The following is a 16,049-nucleotide window of genomic DNA, read 5'->3' as shown; positions in this document are numbered from 1 at the left end:
CCCCGAGCGGCGCGCTCATCCCTGCCTGCGCAGGAGCGGCCGCGTGAGGCAGGTCGGCCCTCCGTCGCCGAGCCGCGAGATGTGGTCGCCGGCATAGCTGACGACGTCCACGCCCGCCTTCTCCATACGCCGGCGCGTGACGTCGTTGCCCTCCAGCGCGAGCGCGCGCCGCGGCCCGAGCGCGAGCACGTTGGAGCCCATCGACGCGAACTCCTCGTCGGGCACCTCGACGACGCCGATCCCACGCTCGGCCAGCAGCTCCAGCAGGCGCGTCGGAGCGATGCGGGGGTAGACGAGCGCGAGGTCGCGGTCGAGCGGCGAGATGAAGGACATGAGGTGCATGACCTCGCCGGCGCCGTTCCAGTGCGGCAGGTCGAACACGACCACCTCGACGGCGGGGAAGGCCGCGCGCAGCGCCGCGATCCCTGCCGCGCCCGTGCGATAGCCGTGGCCGACGAGCAGCGTGTCGTGGTCGAGCCAGACCGTGTCTCCACCCTCGGCGGTCGCGGGCAGCGCCATCGTCGAGGCGACCGGCACGCCGGCGGCCTCGAGGGTGGTTGCGATGCCGGCGGGCTCGCCGCGGCGACCCTCCTTGCCGGGCATGAGGAGCGCGGCGCCGGCATCACCGACGAGCACGGGGTCGTAGACGTAGATCGCGTCGGGGTTGCCCGGATCGTGCTCGGAGACGACGACCTCCGCGCCGGCCGCCTCGAGCAGCAGGCAGAGCGCCTCGTGCTCGGCGGCCGCCGCCGCCGGATCGGGTTCGCCCCGCCAGGCGTAGCGGGCGACATGATCCGCGTCCGCGGGCAGGGGGCGGCGTACGAGCACGCGCTCGAGCGTCCCCCACATCGCCTGGCAGCCGTACTCCGGCACGGCCGGGAAGGCTACGTGACGGCGTTGGCCGGCGTGCGGCCCTCGAGCAGCACGGCGCGCAGCGCCTCGACGCAGAGCATCCCCATCGCGATGCGGGTGTCGCGGGTGGCGCTGCCGAGGTGGGGCGAGAGCACGACGTTCTTGAGCGGCAGCAGCTTCTCGCACACCTCGGGCTCGTGCTCGTACACGTCGAGCCCCGCCCCCGCGATCACACCCTCGTGCAGCGCGGCGGCGAGCGCTTCCTCGTCCACGACGGCACCGCGGGAGGTGTTGATCAGCACCGCCGTCGGCTTCATCAGGCGCAGGCGCCGGGCGTCGACGAGGTGGCGCGTGTCGTCGCCGAGCGGCACGTGCAGCGAGACGATGTCGGCCTCGCGGAGCAGCGAGTCGAGGTCGTCGCCGCGGCCGGCGAGCACGGGCCGGGCGCCGAAGGCCTCGGCGAGCCGCGCGGTCTCGCGGCCGATGCGGCCGGCGCCGACGATGAGCACGGTCGCGCCCGCGAGTCGCCGGCCGAGCATGAACTCGAGCGAGAACCGCCACGGCTCGCGGCGGCGCACGAAGCGGTCGCCCTCGCCGACCCGGCGCAGCAGCGAGAGCATCAGGGTGAGCGCGAGCTCCGCCGTCGCGCCGGTGAGCACGTCGGGCGTGTTCGCGACGACGACCTCACGGCGGCGGGCCGCCGCGAGGTCGATGTTGTTCACGCCGACCGCGTAGTTCGCGACGACGCGCAGTTGCGGGCCGGCCGCCTCGAGGTAGGCGTCGTCGACCGTGACCGTGAGCATGCTGACGATGCCGTCGGCGCCCTGCGGCGTGCCGACGAGGTCGAACTCGCGGCGCAGCGCCTCGTCGACCTCGCGGGGAACGGGCTCGGACACGTGGACGCGGGGGCGCACGAGGTGCATCATCCGCCATCGGGCACGGCTCTCGCACGAGGGCAACCGCCACCGCCAGGGTCGCTTCGGCACGCGCCTGCTCAGCGCCCCGACAGAGGAACCGCGCGACGCGCTGCCGGCGGGCGATCCCGCCCGCTCCGCGCGACCGCTCGACTGAGCCCGCCGGGAGACATTGACAAACATCGATCTCTCCGCCATCCTTGATATCGATAACTGTCGATGGATGGAGAGTTGATGCTCGAGAGGACGAGGCGATGAGCGGCGCGTGCTGCCGCCCGCTCGACGGCCCGCCGATGTCGAGCGACGACGCCGAGGCGACGGCGGCGCTGTTCAAGGCGCTCGCCGACCCCGCGCGCGTCCGGCTCGTCAACCTGCTCGCCGCCGGCGACGGGCCCGTCTGCGTGTGCGAGCTGACGCCGGCGCTCGGTCTCTCCCAGCCCACCGTCTCGCATCACCTGAAGAAGCTCACCCAGGCGGGCCTGCTCGTTCGCGAGCAGCGCGGCGTCTGGGCCTACTACTCGCTCGACCGCGCGGCGCTCGCGCGGCTGGCCGCACTCGTCGAGGCACAGGTGGTGTCGGTATGAGCGTGGATGCGGAAGCGCTGCGCGAGGAGGTCCGGGCACGATACGCGCAGGCGGCGCAGGCCGTCTCCGAGAGAGACGCCGCGAGCTGCGGCGGCGGGTCGTGCTGTGCCGAGACGACGGGGAGCCTGTTCGGAGCGGGCCTGTACGACGCCGAGCAGCGGCAGGCGTTGCCCGAGGCGGCCGCGCTCGCCAGCCTCGGCTGCGGCGACCCGACCGCCGTCGCCGAGCTGCGCGAGGGCGAGACGGTGCTCGACCTCGGCTCGGGCGGCGGCATCGACGTGCTGCTGTCGGCGCGGCGCGTCGGCCCGGCGGGCGTCGTCTACGGCCTGGACATGACCGAGGAGATGCTCGCGCTCGCCCGCCGCAACCGGCAGGAAGCCGGCGTCACGAACGCCCACTTCCTCAGGGGCACGATCGAGGACATCCCGCTGCCCGCCGAGAGCGTCGACGTGGTCATCTCCAACTGCGTCGTCAACCTGTCCGCCGACAAGGCACGCGTGCTGGCCGAGATCGCGCGCGTGCTCGCCCCGGGCGGCAGGCTCGGCATCAGCGACGTCGTCGCGGAGGATCACCTGTCGGCCGCCGAGCGCACGGAGCGCGGCGGCTGGGCGGGCTGCATCGCCGGGGCGCTTTCGCGCTCGGAGTACGTGGCCGGGCTCGAGGGGGCCGGGCTCGTGGACGTCGAGGTGTCGTTCACGCACGAGGTCGCCGACGGCATGCACGGCGCGATCGTGAAGGCGCGCAAGCCGGAGGCGGCGCGGCGGCAGCTCGCGCCCGACGCCGCTTCCGGGGGATGTGCCTGCTGTTGAGCGGGACGGAGCGCGCGGGTGGCGCGGGCGGCGACGTGAACGTCCTCTTCGTCTGCGTCCAGAACGCCGGGCGCTCGCAGATGGCCGAGGCCCTGTTCCGGCGCGCGGCACGAGGTCGCCACGAGGCGCGGTCGGCCGGCAGCGCCCCGGCGGCGCACGTCCACCCCGAGGTCGTGGACGTGATGCGGGAGCTCGGCATCGACCTCTCCGGCCGCGTCCCGCGGCGGCTCGAGCAGGCCGATGCCGAGTGGGCGGACGTCGTCGTCACCATGGGTTGCGGCGACGCGTGCCCCTACGTGCCCGGCAAGCGCTACGTCGACTGGGAGCTCGACGACCCGCACGGCAAGGATGCCGAGACGGTGAGGGCGCTCCGGGACGAGATCGGCCGGCGCGCCCGCGCTCTCGCCGCCGAGCTCTGACCGCTGCTCAGGCTGCGAGACCGAGCAGCCGGGGGAGGCGGCCGACAACGGCCGCCCACGCGGCATGGCCCGGCTCGATGACGTCGAAGTGATCGGCCTGTTCGAGCTCGACGAGCTCGACCTCGTCGCCGGCTGCGGCGGCGGCGTGGGCATAGGCGCGGCTCTGGCCGGGCGGCACGATGTCGTCGCGCGCGCCGTGCACGAGCAGCTGCGGCACCCCGAGCGGCAGCAGCGCAGCGGGCGACGCGGCCGCATAGCGGTCGGGGCGCTCGAGCGGGGTGCCGCCGAGCAGGGCCTCGCAGGCGCCGCCCCCGAGCCCGTCCGCGGCCGCGCGCGCGAGGTCGCCGACGCCGGCCTGGGAGACGGCGGCTACCGGCCGCAGGCGCGGCCCCGCGCCCGGCGCCCCGGCGGGAAGCCGGTGGCGCGCGGCGAGCCAGAGCGCGAGATGCCCGCCCGCCGAATGCCCGAGCGTGGCCGCGCGGGTCGGGTCGACGCCCTCCAGGCCTGCCGCCGCGTCGGCGGCGGCGGCGACGTCGGCGAGCGTGCCGGGCCAGCCGCCGCCCTCCTGGCCGACGCGCCGGTACTCGACGTTCCAGGCCGCGATGCCGCCCCCGGCGAGGTCGCGCGCGAGCGGCGTCATGAGAGTCCGGTCCCAGCCGTAGCGCCAGAAGCCGCCGTGCACGAGCACGACGACCGGCCATGGCCCGTCACCCGCGGGCAGGTGCAGGTTGCCCACCTGGTCGGGGTGGTCGCCGTAGGCGATCTGGCGGGCCGGAGGCGGCTTGTGGCTCAGAGCCACGAGCTCACGCCAGCAGGTGGCGCCGACGCCCGAGCGCCGCGAGCAGCGTGTCGACGTCCTCGTCGGTGTTGTAGTAGTGGGCGGCCACACGAAGGTTCGCGTCGCGGAGCGAGCAGACGATCCTCTCCTCCAGAAGCGACGCCACGAGCGCGGGCGCGTCGGTCGAGCGGACGCAGACGAGCGGACCCCGCTGCGCGGGGTCCGCGGGCGTGACGACGGTGGCGCCCATCTCGTGCAGCCCCTCGATGAGGCGCGTGTTGAGGCCGCGCACGTGCGCCTCGATCGCCGGCACCCCGGCCTCCTCGACAAGCGACAGGCCCGCGACCCCGGCGTAGATGTTCGGCACCGGCGGCGTGCCCGCGTCGAAGCGGCGCGCCGTCGCATGCGGCGAGTAGTCCGAGATGTCCATGCGGAAGATGTCCTCGTCGGCGAACCATCCCGTCTGCGTGGGCAGCAGCTCCGGCAGCAGGCCGCCGCGCACCCACAGGAAGCCGAGACCGGCGGAGGCGAGCAGGTACTTGACCGTCCCCCCCGCGACGAAGTCGGCGCCGAGCGTGCGCACGTCGACCTCGATCGCCCCAACAGCCTGGTAGCTGTCGGCGAGCACGAGCGCGCCCCGCGCGTGCGCCGCCTCCGCGATCGCGGCGACGTCGCTGCGGTGGCCCGTGCGGTAGGAGATCGCCGTGCAGCACACGAGCGCCGTCCGCTCGTCGATCGCCTCCGCGAAGCGCTCCACCGGGATCGACCCGTCCCGCTCGGGGCGCACGTGCACCACCTCCGCGCCGCGCAGCTCCTGCGCATGGGCGATCTGGCCCACCGTCGGGAACTCGTACTCGCCGATCACGATCCGGTTGCGCCCGCCACGCTCGAACGGCAGGGCCGAGACGATGGCGCTCACTCCCTGCGAGACCGAGGTCGTGACGGCGACCTCGTCCGGCGCGCCGTGCAGCAGGCGCGCGAACCCGGCGCGCGCGGTCTCCGCGCGCTCGACCCAGAACTCCCATTCGGCGCCGTTCGCGTCCCAGCCCGCGAGGTACTCCTCGTAGGCGGCGCGAACACGGTGCGAGAGCGCGCCCTGCGAGCACGCATTGAGGTAGGTCGCGCGCTCGAGGATCGGGAACTCGGCGCGGACGGCGTCGCCGACCCGGCTCATCCGATCACGTACGCGGCGGCTGCGACGTCCGGCATCAGGTAGGCCGCGGACGGGCTCCCGGCCGGGGTGAAGATGCCGAGCACGGCCAGCTCCCGCTCACTCGAGAGGTTCTCGACGATGTGCACCTGCCGGGGCGCGATGCGGAAGGCGGCTCCGTCGGGCAGCTCCTCGACCGTGTCGCCGCTGTGGTAGCGGCCCGGGCCCCGCCAGACCCACACGATCTCGTCGTACAGGTGGTAGTGCCACGGCGCCCTGCCCGGCGGGATGTACCCGACGAACATCGTCGCGCGCGTGGAGCCGTTGTGGGGCCCGAACAGCACCTGGAAGGAGCGGCTGCCGGTGGCCTTTCCTGGCTCGACGTCGTCGATCGCGACGATGCGCTCCCGCGCGCCCATCGGCGCATGCATATCGGTGCCGGCCCCGACCGTGACCCGCACCGCCGCGAGCCCGCCCTCGCCGGCCGCGAGCGCCGCCTGCTCCCCCTGCGCCAGCAGCGCCGCCGCGCCCGCAGGAAGCGGTTCGCCCGCGAGCGTGCCCGCGCCGGCGAAGGCGAACAGCAGCACGTCGTGCCCGCCGTCGCCCGCCTCGAGCGCCTCGCCCGGGCCGAGCCGCACCGTCTCCAGCGCGAGCTCGGAGCCGCGCCTGGGCGGGATCGACCCGTGTGCGCTGACGACGCCCATCAGCGGCCCAGATACGCCTTGCGGAGCTCTTCATTCTGGAGCAGGTCGGCCGCCTTGCCCTCGAGCACGACGCGGCCGGTCGAGAGCACGTAGCCGCGGTCGGCGATCGACAGCGACACGTTCGCGTTCTGCTCCACCACGAGCATCGCGACGCCCGCGTCGTTGACCTGCTTGATGATCTCGAAGCTGCGCTCGACGAGCACCGGGGCGAGCCCCATCGAGGGCTCGTCCATCAGCAGCAGCTTCGGCTTCGACATCAACGCGCGTCCCATCGCGACCATCTGCTGCTCGCCCCCCGACAGTGTCCCCGCGAGCTGGGAGCGACGCTCGTAGAGGAGCGGGAACAGGGTGTAGACGCGCTCGAACTCCTCCTTCAGGTCGGCCTTCGGCCGCAGGTAGGCGCCCATCTCGAGGTTCTCGAGCACGGTCATCGGGCCGAACAGGCGCCGGTTCTCCGGCACGATCGCGAGGCCGCGCCGGATGCGGTGCGCGGTCGGCATCCGCGTGACGTCCTCGCCGCCGAGCAGCACGCGGCCCGTCCGCGGCGCGACGATGCCGAGGATCGTCTTCAGCGTGGTCGACTTGCCCGAGGCGTTGCCTCCGAGCAGGCAGACGAGCTCGCCCTCACCGACGACCATGCTCGAGTCCTGCAGGATGTGGATCTGCCCGTAGTAGGTGTTGATCCCCTCGAGCTGCAGCAGCGGCGCGGCGGCGCTCATTTCCTCGCCATCCCTCCCGTGCCGAGGTACGCCTCGACGACCTGCGGCGCGGTCGCGACGTCCTCGAACGAGCCCTCCGCGATCTTGACGCCGTGGTCGAGCGCGACGACGCGGTCGGAGATGCCCTCGACGACGTGCATGTCGTGCTCGATGACGAGGATCGTGAAGCCGCCCTCGCTGCGGAGCTTGCCGATCAGCTCGGTGATCTCCTGCGTCTCCTTCGGGTTCATGCCGGCGGCCGGCTCGTCGAGCAGGAGCAGCCGCGGCTTGGTGGCCGTCGCGCGGGCGATCTCGAGGCGGCGCCGGTTCGCATACGAGAGGCTGTACGCGGGCTGATCCCAGCGATACCCCATCAGCCGCTCGCCGAAGAACGCGAGGCAGCGCTCGGCCAGCTCGCGGATCTCCTTCTCCTCGCGGCGCTGGCCGGGCGTCCGGAACATCGAGCGGAACACCCCGGCGCGCGTGTGCCCGTACGCGGCGGCCATCACGTTCTCCCGCACCGACATGTTGAGGAACAGCCGCAGCGTCTGGAACGTGCGGGCGATTCCCTTGCGCGTGATCCTGTGCGGCTCCAGCCCCTTGATGCTCTCGCCCGCGAAGACGATGTCGCCGGCGCTGGGCTCGTACACGCCGGTGACGAGGTTGAACAGCGTCGTCTTGCCGGCCCCGTTCGGCCCGATCACGCTCACGATCTCGCCTTCGTCGACGTGCAGGTCGAGCCCGTCGATCACCGTCAGGCCGCCGAACGCCATCGACACACCCTGCAGATCGAGGAGCTTCTCGCCCATCAGACGATCTCGACCCGCTTCTCGCCGAGCAGGCCGGACGGACGGACGATCATCACGGCGACGAGGATCGCTCCGAGGACGATGAAGCGCGTCGCCTCCGGTTTGGCGAGCATCACGTTCTCCCACACGAAGGCGGCGAGGTACAGCGTCGGCACGAGCACGGCGATGCGCACCCAGCCTGCGAGCAGCGTGAGCACGAGCACGAGCGACACGAGCGCCACGTACGAGATCGGCGCCCACGCCCCGAGGCTGGACGGCGTGATCACCCACTGGCGCAGGGCGTCGGCGAGCCAGCCGCCCCCGTTCGACGCACCCGACACGGCCGCGTCGGAGATGGACGACGCGATCGCGTGGACGGCGAAGCCGAGCACGATGGTGCCGCCGAGGACGACGGCGAGCCGCACGGAGAGCCGGAAGATGGCGAGAAGGCCGACGACGATGAGGAAGTAGAAGAGGTAGCGGGACTGCCCGGGGTCACGCAGCAGCTCGAGGAGCACGTTGACGAGGATGGCCCCGACGACGACGCCGGCCTGGCTGCCCGAGCCGCCCAGGATCACCATCGTGTAGACGGTGATGAGGAGCGGGAAGGCGAACGTCGTCGGGAAGACGCCGCCGTTGAGCCCGGCGAAGATGGTGCCGGAGAGCGCCGCCACCGCGGCGCCGAACGAGAACGCGAGCAGCTTGAGCCAGTTGACCGGCATGCCCATCATCTCCGCGGCGAGCGGGTCCTCGCGCAGCGAGCGCCAGGCCCGGCCGATGCGCGAGTGGTTCACGAAGCGCAGCAGCACGAACACGACGACGAAGAACGCGAGCGCGACGTACAGGTACCAGACGTTGAAGATCCCGCCCGTCGAGACGACGAGGTCGCGGCCGAACAGGTTGAACGGGTCGACGTCCGCCTCGACGCCGCCGATCCCGTTCGAGCCGCCGGTGACGTTGGTGCCGAAGAGGTGATCGCCGTTCGTGACGACGACGATGAAGAGCTGGAAGAAGAACAGCGTCACGATCGCGAGGTAGTCGCCGGAGAGCCGGCGTGACGGCAGACCGACGAGGAGGCCGACGACGGCGCCGATAGCGACCACGAGCGGCACGGTGACGAGCGTCGGCAGGTGGACGTCGAACTGGTTGGAGGAGAGCAGCGCGTACGAGTAGGCGCCGATGCCGTAGAAGGCGACGTAGCCGAGGTCGAGCAGGCCGCCCCACCCGACGACGACGTTGAGCCCGAGCGCGAGCAGCATGTAGACGACGGTGTCGAATGCCACGCGCCTGACGTAGCCGCTGTCGTAGACGATCGGGAGCGCCGCGACGGCGGCGACGAACAGCGTCAGCCACGCCCACCAGGGGACGTTCCGCAGGCGCTCCTCGACGACGCCGGGCAGCCCCGTGCGGCGCGCCCGGTTGTCGTCGAGACGCGCGACCCACTCGTCCTTGCCGACGGCCGGGGTCGTGCCGGCGCTCTCGGGGGGCCGCTGCTCGCTCATACCTTCTTGATGTCCGCCTTGCCGAAGAGCCCCTGCGGGCGCAGGAGCATGAACGCGATCAGGATCAGGAACACGAACAGGTCCGACCAGCGCGTCGAGATGTAGCCCTGCGTGAACGACTCGGCGAAGCCGAGGATGAGGCCGCCGGCCATGGCGCCCGGGATGGAGCCGATACCGCCGATCACCGCGGCGGTGAACCCCTTCAGGCCCGCGACGAAGCCGATCGTGACCGAAGCCGGCGCGCGCAGCGCGAACATCACGCCGGCCGCGCCCGCGAGGGCGGAGCCGAGCACGAACGCGAACACGATCACGCGGTCGATGTCGATGCCCATCATCGCCGCCGCCTCGCGGTCGTACGAGGTCGCGCGCATCGCCTTCCCGATCCGCGTCTTCGTGACGAGGAGCCAGAGCAGGATCATGAGCACGAACGCGGACACGACGATGACGATGCGCAGCAGCGGCACGCGCACGCTGCCGATGTCGAAGCCCTTGAAGAAAAGCGCGCCGTTGGCCATCGCGAACGCGTTGTAGTCGCGCTGCTGGCTGCCGAACATGAGCTGCATCGAGTACGTGAGGAAGAACGACACGCCGAGCGCGCTGATCAGCGGCGCGATGCGCGGCGCGTTGCGCAGCGGCCGGTAGGCGAAGCGCTCGATCGCGACGCCGAGGATGGCGCAGCCTGCCATCGCGGAGAGCATGACGAGCACGAGCACGAACCAGATCGAGATGACCGGGTCGGCGGCGCCGCCGAGCGCCTGCAGCACGCCGAAGCCGATGAACGCGCCGACCATGAAGACGTCGCCGTGCGCGAAGTTGAGCAGCTTCAGGATCCCGTAGACGAGCGAGTATCCGAGCGCGATGAGCGCGTAGACGCTGCCGAGCGTCAGCGCGTTGACGGTGAACTGGATGAAGTTGTCCACGAGAGCGCGAGTCTATGCCTGAAAACAGCGAGCGGCCCGGCGGATCTGCCGGGCCGCTCGCCTGGTCGTTTCGTTCCCTACCCGACGAGCTTGTACGTCTTGTCGGGCTGCACCTGGAAGATGTAGAACGCCCCGTTGAGCGGGTCGTTCGTCTTCGTCGAGAACCGGAAGTCGCCACCGAGGATCCAGTTCTTCACCCGGATGCGCTTGACGTTGCGGATCACGTCACGGCGATCCTTGAGCTGCCCCTTGCCCTGGTTGCACGCGAGCCTGATCGCGTTCAGCGCGACCTGCACGGCACCGTAGGCGGGCGGGCCGAACACGCCGAGGCTCTGCCCCGGGTTGTCCTTCTTCCAGCCGTCGATGATCGCCTTGTTGTAGGCGAAGTTGCTGATCGGAGCCGCGAAGTTCGAGACGTACGAGCCGGGGACGTTGAACTTGTCCGCGTCCGCCGTACCGTCACCGCCGAACACCTTGGCCTTCTTGCCCTGCTCGAGCAGCTGCTGCGCGAGCGTCTGCGCCTTCGGCGGCTGCTGGAACGGTGCGAAGACGATGTCCGTGTCGTTGGGGACCTTCGTCACGATGGAGGAGAAGTCCGACTGGTTGATCGAGACGGACTCCCGGATCGTCGTCACGCCCTTCGACTTCAGGTACGCCTGCGTCGCGTCGGCGAGACCGACCGAGTACGGCTCCTGCGCGTCGATGAGGACGACCTTCTTCACCTTCAGCTTCTCGATCATGAAGCGGGCGTCGCCCGGGCCCTGGATGCCGTCGTCGGCGATGACGCGGAAGAAGCCCGGCGTCGCCTGCCTCGACGTGCCCTTCGTCAGCGACGTACGCGTCGCAGACGGCGAGATGTGGGCGAGCCCGGCCTGGAACAGCGTCTGGCTCGTCGCGGCGACGGCGCCCGACGTGGAGGGGCCGATGACGGCGACGACGCCCTTGTCGGCCACGTACTTCTGGGCCAGGGACGCCGCGATCTGCGGGTCGAGCTGCGTGTCGCCGGCGAGCAGCTTGATCTTGAGACCGAACTTCGGCGCGAGCGTCTTGACCGCGTACTTGGTCCAGCTCAGCTGCTCGTTGCCGAGGAAGCCGGCGTCACCCGTGAGCGGCGCCATGAGCGCGATCTTGAGCGTGCCGTTGCAGCTCAGGGCCTGTGACCGGGCGACCTGCGCCGAGCCGGCCCCTGCGGTGGATGCGAGTGCGGCGGCCGCGCCGAGCGCGAGCGCCAACACCACTCCTCCCCGTTTTCTCATACCGTTGCCCTCCTTGGTGGGGTACACCTGGGTTTAGACGTCGAGATCGCCGATCTTGTTGCTCGCGCCCCCGTCTCCTGCTCCGCAGCGGGCGGGCGCGTCGGTTGAGTGTCACACCGGGGCCCGTGACATGTCAACCGGCCGCCGGCCCTGTCAGCGGTTCGGCGCGAGCGCCTCGACCCAGCCGCGGGTGTCGAGGAACTGGCGGAAGCGCCAGGCCTTGCCCGCGCGCAGCGACCACACGTGCACGAACGGCACGTCGAGGCGCTTGCCCGTCTGCCTCGCCGTCCCCCGGTAGCGCCCGAGCACGACGACCTCGGCCCCGGCGTCGAGGAACTCGTCCGGCAGCGCCGAGAATTCCGACCACCAGTCCCTGTCGAGCGGGTCGAACACGTTCCGGCGCACCTCGGCGAGCCCGTGGTAGGTGCCGCCGTGCGGGAGGCCCTGCGCCTGCTGCCACTCGATGTTGTCGTGCATGTCGGCGACGACCGCGTCCATGTCGCCGCGGGCGAACGCCTCGTAGGAGCGGCGCACGATCTCGACGGCGTCCACGGCCGCAGCCTACCGCCGGCCTGCGCCGGCGGACGTCTGCGCCAGCGCGATCGCCGCCTGGATGAGGCCGAGATGCGAGAACGCCTGCGGGAAGTTGCCGAGCAGCGCCCCGCTTGCCGGGTCGATCTCCTCGGCCAGCAGGCCGACGTCGTTGGCGAATCCGAGCAGCCGCTCGAACAGCTCGCGCGCGCGCTCCACCTCGCCCGCGCGCGCCAGGCACTCGACGAGCCAGAAGGAGCAGATCGCGAATGTCGCCTCGCCGCCCGAGAGCCCGTCGACGCCGTCGGTGACGTAGCGGTAGACGAAGCCGTCGCGGGAGAGCTCGGAGGAGATGCGCTCGAACGTGGCGCGTGCGCGCGGGTCGTCCCAGGGCACGAAGCCGACGATCGGGATCATCAGGTTGGACGCGTCGAGCGCCGGCGAGCCGAAGGATTGCGTGAACGCGCCCGTGGCCTCGTCGACGCCCTCCGCCTCGACGAGCGCGCGGATCGCGTCCCGCTCGGCGCGCCACGTGTCGAGCGGGCCGTCGCGACCGCCGATCTCGGCGATCCGCACGAGCCGGTCGAACGCGACCCAGGCCATCACCTTCGAGTAGGTGAAGTGGCGCGGCTCGCCGCGTATCTCCCAGATGCCCTGGTCGGGCAGGCGCCAGCGCGCGCTCACCTCGCCGCCCACCTCGGTGAGGAACTGCCAGAACACGTCGTCGACGGCGCCGCCGCGCTCCGCGTAGCGGCAGGCGGTGTCGAGGAGCTCGCCGTACACGTCGAGCTGGAACTGGCCGGCCGCGGCGTTGCCGATGCGCACGGGCTTCGAGCCGCGGTAGCCCTCGAGCTGCGTGAGCTCGACCTCGGGCAGGAAGCGCTCGCCGCCGAGCCCGTACATGATCTGCAGGTCTTCCGCGCGTCCCGCCGTCGTGCGCCTCAGCCACGCCATGTAGGCGTGCGCCTCCTCGTCGTAGCCGAGGGCGAAGAGCGCGTCGAGCGCGAGCGCCGAGTCGCGCAGCCACGAGTAGCGGTAGTCCCAGTTGCGCTCCCCCCCGATCTCCTCCGGCAGCGACGTCGTCGGGGCGGCGGCGATCGCGCCGGTGGGCGCGTTCGTGAGCGCCTTCAGCACGAGCGCGCTGCGCAGCACCTCCTCCCGGTAGGGGCCGTCGTACTCGATCCGCTCCGACCAGCGCTCCCAGAACGCGACCGTGGCGTCGACGCGGGCACAGGCGCCGGCGAGGTCGAGCCGCTCGACGCGCACCTCGTGCGGAAGCGAGTAGGTGAGCACGACGAACGCCTGCTCGCCCTCCTCGAGCAGCGTGCCGGCGCAACACGACGAGAGGTCGGTGTGCTCGAGCGCCAGCTCGCACTGGAGCACGAGGGCGTCGGCGCCGCCGTACACGAACGCGAGCCCGTCCTCGCGGATCTCGAGGCGGGGCCGTGTGAGCCCGTAGTCGAAGCGCGGCTCGAACTCGACGGCGACGTGCACCGAGCCGGACAGGCAGCGCACGACGCGGATGAGCTGATGGTCGGGATGTCCCGGGCGCTCCGTCACCGGCAGCACGTCCGTGACGGTGAGCACCCCGCCCGCGGTCTCGAAGCGCGTCTCCAGCACGTTCGTCCCGGGCAGGTAGCGGCGCGAGGCGGCGTACGTGCCGTGCGGGGCGATGCGGAAGTAGCCGCCGCGGCCCCAGTCGAGCAGGCGCGAGAAGACGGGGCGCGCGTCGAAGCGTTGGAAGGCGCACCAGTCGACGGAGCCGTCGCGGGAGACGAGCGCCGAAGCGTGGCAGTCGGCGAGGAGCGCGTAGTCGGCGATCGGTGGGTACGACGGTGCGCTCATGCTGATTCCTTTACCGCTGGAGTCGGACGCCGCCGCGGCGGGCGGGTTGGCAGCGGCGGCCGCGGGCGGTAGCGTCCGTCGCGTGGACGACGCCGACGCGACCCGGAGCGCACGCCGTGCGCACGACGCGGCTCGGAGCTGTCCGAGGAGGGGTGCCTGCGGCGAAACCCGACGCCGCGGCGGCTGACCGGCGTGCACGCGAGCGCCGACGTCGAGCTCGTCGTCGTCCCGGGGCCCGAGGAGGCCGCGGCCGCCGCGGCCGACGTCCTCGCTCGCAGCGCGCGCGCCGGCGGGTCGATCGTGCTCGCGGGAGGCACCACGCCCCGGCGCGCCTACGAGCTGGCCGCCGCCGCATGCCCGGACTGGGGCAGCGCGCAGGCCTGGTTCGGCGACGAGCGCTGCGTGGCCCGGGGCGATCCCCGTTCGAACGAGCTGCTCGTCCGCCGCGCCCTGCTCGACCGGCTGGCCGTCCCTCCGACCGTGCACGCGGTGCCCACGGAGCTCTCCCCGGCCGCGGCGGCCGCGGCCTACGACCGGGCGCTGCGCGGCGTCCGGCTCGACCTCGCACTGCTCGGGCTCGGCGCGGACGGGCACACGGCATCGCTGTTCCCGAACGCGCCGTCGCTGACAGAGCGCGACCGCCTCGCGGTGGCCGCGGCTCCCGGCCTTCCGCCGCCCGTCGAGCGCGTGACGATGACGATCCCCGCCCTCGCGAGCGCCGGACGCGTCGTCTTCCTCGCAACCGGCACCGACAAGGCCGACGCCGCGCGGCGCGCGTTCGCCGAGCCGCCGTCGCCGGCGACACCCGCGAGCCTCGTGCGCTCCGCGCGCGGCACGACCACGGCGATCCTCGACGAGGCCGCCGCCGCCCTGCTGCCGATCGCCTGACCTCGTCGTACGGGCTCTCACGCATCGGCGCTGTTCGTCGACCCGGCGCGTGACGGGCGGGTAGCGTACGCATCCGTGGACACGGGGCTCGCGGGCAAGGGCGTGGTCGTCACCGGCGCGTCGGGGGGCATCGGCGCCGCGTGCGCGCGGCTGTTCGGCGCCGAGGGCGCGAACGTGCTCGTCCACTACCACCGCGGCGAGGAGCGGGCGCAGGCTGTCGCCGACGAGATCGGCGGCGCCGCGATCGCGCAGGCCGACCTCACGGTCGAGGAGGACGTCGACCGCCTGTTCGCCACCGCCCGGGAGGTGCTCGGCACGGTGGACGTCTGCGCCGCAGTCGCCGGCGTCTGGCCCGCCGAGGACGTGCCCGTGTGGCAGCTGCCGCTCGCCCGCTGGCAGGAGACGCTGTGCCAGAATCTCACTGCCACCTTCCTCACCGCCCGCGGGTTCCTGCGCGAGGTCGCCCGCAACGGCCGCGGGTCGCTCGTCCTCGTCGGCTCCACCGCCGGGCGCTTCGGCGAGGCGGGCCACGCCGACTACGCGGCGGCGAAGTCGGCCCTGCAGGGTGGTCTGCTGCTGTCGCTGAAGAACGAGGTGACACGCGTCGCGCCGCTCGCGCGCGTGAACGCGGTCGCCCCCGGCTGGACGGAGTCGCCGATGACACGCGGCCTCGTCGACGACGAGGCGGTGCGCCGCATCTCGCGCACGATGGCGCTGCGCAAGGTCGCGCAGCCGGAGGACGTGGCGGCGCAGGTCGTCGTGCTCGCCTCCGACGTGCTGTCCGGGCACGTGAGCGGCCAGGTCGTCACGGTGGCGGGCGGCATGGAAGGCCGCGTCGTCCACGCGGACTGAACCGCGTTCAGCGCACGTACAGCGTCGTGTGCACGATGCGCCCGCCCGGGTACTCGAGCGGCGGCTCCGGGCCGACGCGGCGGTAGCCGGCACGTTCGGCGACGCGTTCGCTCGGCGCGTTCCCGACGGTCGTGCGCACCTCGAGCCGGGCGGGCCGCAGGTCGGCGACGACCGTGTCGGAGACGAGCTCGAGGGCGCGTGTCGCGATGCCACGTCCGCGCGCTGCCGGTCCGAGCCAGTACCCGATCTCGACGGCGTCGCCGTGGAGGAACAGGCGCACGCCTCCGAGCGGCTCGTCGCTGGCGGCGTCGACGACGAGGAGCACGCCGCCGTGCAGGAGCATCCTGCGGGTCAGCGCCGCGTCGACGACCTCGGGGAGCAGCAGCTGCCGGCGCATCTCGTCGTCGACGAGCGCGACGAGCGCCGGCACGTCGTCCTCGCGGCCGTGGCGCAGGCGGATGTCGCCGCCGTCGAGCCCGTCCTCGAAGATCGCGGCGAAGACCTCGCGCCCATCGTCGTCGGGGGTGTGGCCCACGGCGCTGATCGTACGGCGCGGCAC

At 72.5% G+C, this 16,049-nt stretch carries 18 protein-coding genes; 5 read left to right on the top strand and 13 right to left on the bottom strand.

What is annotated here, in order from left to right:
- Positions 1–15 precede the first annotated feature (15 nt).
- Both Gocc_RS10050 and Gocc_RS10045 read right to left on the bottom strand, forming a co-directional pair.
- On the bottom strand, positions 16–873 hold the full coding sequence (locus Gocc_RS10050) for a dimethylarginine dimethylaminohydrolase family protein (protein WP_220150560.1): 858 nt from the start codon (positions 871–873) through the stop codon (positions 16–18).
- Positions 874–884: 11 nt separating this feature from the next.
- On the bottom strand, positions 885–1,775 hold the full coding sequence (locus Gocc_RS10045; RefSeq protein ID WP_422717995.1) for a 2-hydroxyacid dehydrogenase: 891 nt from the start codon (positions 1,773–1,775) through the stop codon (positions 885–887).
- A 245-nt stretch (positions 1,776–2,020) separates the two neighbouring features.
- On the opposite strand from Gocc_RS10045, the gene Gocc_RS10040 reads away from it, so the two are divergent.
- From Gocc_RS10040 to Gocc_RS10030, 3 genes are read left to right on the top strand one after another with little or no spacing between them, the layout of a single operon-like run.
- Positions 2,021–2,350 carry an ArsR/SmtB family transcription factor gene (locus Gocc_RS10040; protein WP_114796423.1) on the top strand — a complete coding sequence of 110 codons (330 nt, stop codon included), beginning with the start codon at positions 2,021–2,023 and terminating at the stop codon, positions 2,348–2,350.
- Positions 2,347–3,159 carry an arsenite methyltransferase gene (arsM, locus tag Gocc_RS10035; RefSeq protein ID WP_114796422.1) on the top strand — a complete coding sequence of 271 codons (813 nt, stop codon included), beginning with the start codon at positions 2,347–2,349 and terminating at the stop codon, positions 3,157–3,159. Before Gocc_RS10040 ends, arsM begins: the two co-directional genes overlap by 4 nt.
- Positions 3,156–3,578: an arsenate reductase ArsC gene (locus Gocc_RS10030; RefSeq protein ID WP_245904906.1), complete on the top strand. Its 423-nt coding sequence runs from the start codon at positions 3,156–3,158 to the stop codon at positions 3,576–3,578. The genes arsM and Gocc_RS10030 overlap by 4 nt, the downstream gene beginning before the upstream one ends.
- Positions 3,579–3,585: 7 nt before the next feature.
- Here Gocc_RS10030 and Gocc_RS10025 read toward each other — a convergent pair whose 3' ends face one another.
- From Gocc_RS10025 to Gocc_RS09980, 10 genes are all read right to left on the bottom strand, one after another.
- Positions 3,586–4,377 carry an alpha/beta hydrolase family protein gene (locus Gocc_RS10025; protein ID WP_114796420.1) on the bottom strand — a complete coding sequence of 264 codons (792 nt, stop codon included), beginning with the start codon at positions 4,375–4,377 and terminating at the stop codon, positions 3,586–3,588.
- 4 nt (positions 4,378–4,381) lie between these two features.
- Entirely contained in the window at positions 4,382–5,530 is a 1,149-nt protein-coding gene (locus tag Gocc_RS10020; protein WP_114796419.1) for an aminotransferase class V-fold PLP-dependent enzyme, read from the bottom strand.
- Positions 5,527–6,210 carry a cupin domain-containing protein gene (locus Gocc_RS10015; protein WP_114796418.1) on the bottom strand — a complete coding sequence of 228 codons (684 nt, stop codon included), beginning with the start codon at positions 6,208–6,210 and terminating at the stop codon, positions 5,527–5,529. Before Gocc_RS10015 ends, Gocc_RS10020 begins: the two co-directional genes overlap by 4 nt.
- Positions 6,210–6,929, bottom strand: a complete 720-nt coding sequence (locus tag Gocc_RS10010) for an ABC transporter ATP-binding protein (protein WP_114796417.1) — start codon at positions 6,927–6,929, stop codon at positions 6,210–6,212. Before Gocc_RS10010 ends, Gocc_RS10015 begins: the two co-directional genes overlap by 1 nt.
- Positions 6,926–7,717, bottom strand: coding sequence for an ABC transporter ATP-binding protein (locus Gocc_RS10005; RefSeq protein WP_114796416.1), 792 nt, complete (start codon positions 7,715–7,717; stop codon positions 6,926–6,928). The genes Gocc_RS10010 and Gocc_RS10005 overlap by 4 nt, the downstream gene beginning before the upstream one ends.
- Complete coding sequence (locus Gocc_RS10000; RefSeq protein WP_114796415.1) at positions 7,717–9,198, bottom strand: branched-chain amino acid ABC transporter permease; 1,482 nt, start codon at positions 9,196–9,198, stop codon at positions 7,717–7,719. The genes Gocc_RS10005 and Gocc_RS10000 overlap by 1 nt, the downstream gene beginning before the upstream one ends.
- Positions 9,195–10,118: a branched-chain amino acid ABC transporter permease gene (locus tag Gocc_RS09995; protein WP_114796414.1), complete on the bottom strand. Its 924-nt coding sequence runs from the start codon at positions 10,116–10,118 to the stop codon at positions 9,195–9,197. The genes Gocc_RS10000 and Gocc_RS09995 overlap by 4 nt, the downstream gene beginning before the upstream one ends.
- 77 nt (positions 10,119–10,195) lie before the next feature.
- Positions 10,196–11,374 (bottom strand): branched-chain amino acid ABC transporter substrate-binding protein, encoded by a 1,179-nt coding sequence (locus tag Gocc_RS09990; RefSeq protein WP_114796413.1) that lies wholly within the window; start codon positions 11,372–11,374, stop codon positions 10,196–10,198.
- Positions 11,375–11,527: 153 nt separating this feature from the next.
- Positions 11,528–11,926 (bottom strand): nuclear transport factor 2 family protein, encoded by a 399-nt coding sequence (locus tag Gocc_RS09985; RefSeq protein ID WP_114796412.1) that lies wholly within the window; start codon positions 11,924–11,926, stop codon positions 11,528–11,530.
- A gap of 9 nt (positions 11,927–11,935) precedes the next feature.
- Complete coding sequence (locus tag Gocc_RS09980) at positions 11,936–13,750, bottom strand: glycoside hydrolase family 15 protein (protein ID WP_114796411.1); 1,815 nt, start codon at positions 13,748–13,750, stop codon at positions 11,936–11,938.
- A 192-nt stretch (positions 13,751–13,942) separates the two neighbouring features.
- On the opposite strand from Gocc_RS09980, the gene pgl reads away from it, so the two are divergent.
- Together pgl and Gocc_RS09970 are read left to right on the top strand one after the other, a co-directional pair.
- Positions 13,943–14,638, top strand: a complete 696-nt coding sequence (pgl, locus tag Gocc_RS09975) for a 6-phosphogluconolactonase (RefSeq protein ID WP_181813557.1) — start codon at positions 13,943–13,945, stop codon at positions 14,636–14,638.
- Positions 14,639–14,713: 75 nt separating this feature from the next.
- Entirely contained in the window at positions 14,714–15,490 is a 777-nt protein-coding gene (locus Gocc_RS09970; protein ID WP_114796409.1) for an SDR family NAD(P)-dependent oxidoreductase, read from the top strand.
- 7 nt (positions 15,491–15,497) lie between these two features.
- Here Gocc_RS09970 and Gocc_RS09965 read toward each other — a convergent pair whose 3' ends face one another.
- Positions 15,498–16,025, bottom strand: a complete 528-nt coding sequence (locus Gocc_RS09965) for a GNAT family N-acetyltransferase (protein WP_181813556.1) — start codon at positions 16,023–16,025, stop codon at positions 15,498–15,500.
- Positions 16,026–16,049 lie beyond the last annotated feature (24 nt).

Origin of the sequence: Gaiella occulta (assembly GCF_003351045.1) — a bacterium.
Classification (GTDB): Bacteria; Actinomycetota; Thermoleophilia; order Gaiellales; family Gaiellaceae; genus Gaiella; species Gaiella occulta.
Note: the sequence above shows the minus strand (reverse complement) of the source record. Positions and strands in the feature narration are given on the sequence as shown.

What these genes read in the sequence shown, in the direction of transcription:
- Gocc_RS09980 (WP_114796411.1), bottom strand. Translation starts at nt 13,750, where the DNA reads ATGAGCGCACCGTCGTACCCACCGATCGCCGACTACGCGCTCCTCGCC.
- Gocc_RS10045 (WP_422717995.1), bottom strand. Translation starts at nt 1,775, where the DNA reads ATGCACCTCGTGCGCCCCCGCGTCCACGTGTCCGAGCCCGTTCCCCGC.
- Gocc_RS10015 (WP_114796418.1), bottom strand. Translation starts at nt 6,210, where the DNA reads ATGGGCGTCGTCAGCGCACACGGGTCGATCCCGCCCAGGCGCGGCTCC.
- Gocc_RS10000 (WP_114796415.1), bottom strand. Translation starts at nt 9,198, where the DNA reads ATGAGCGAGCAGCGGCCCCCCGAGAGCGCCGGCACGACCCCGGCCGTC.
- Gocc_RS10020 (WP_114796419.1), bottom strand. Translation starts at nt 5,530, where the DNA reads ATGAGCCGGGTCGGCGACGCCGTCCGCGCCGAGTTCCCGATCCTCGAG.
- Gocc_RS09990 (WP_114796413.1), bottom strand. Translation starts at nt 11,374, where the DNA reads ATGAGAAAACGGGGAGGAGTGGTGTTGGCGCTCGCGCTCGGCGCGGCC.
- Gocc_RS10010 (WP_114796417.1), bottom strand. Translation starts at nt 6,929, where the DNA reads ATGAGCGCCGCCGCGCCGCTGCTGCAGCTCGAGGGGATCAACACCTAC.
- arsM (WP_114796422.1), top strand. Translation starts at nt 2,347, where the DNA reads ATGAGCGTGGATGCGGAAGCGCTGCGCGAGGAGGTCCGGGCACGATAC.
- Gocc_RS10005 (WP_114796416.1), bottom strand. Translation starts at nt 7,717, where the DNA reads ATGGGCGAGAAGCTCCTCGATCTGCAGGGTGTGTCGATGGCGTTCGGC.
- Gocc_RS10040 (WP_114796423.1), top strand. Translation starts at nt 2,021, where the DNA reads ATGAGCGGCGCGTGCTGCCGCCCGCTCGACGGCCCGCCGATGTCGAGC.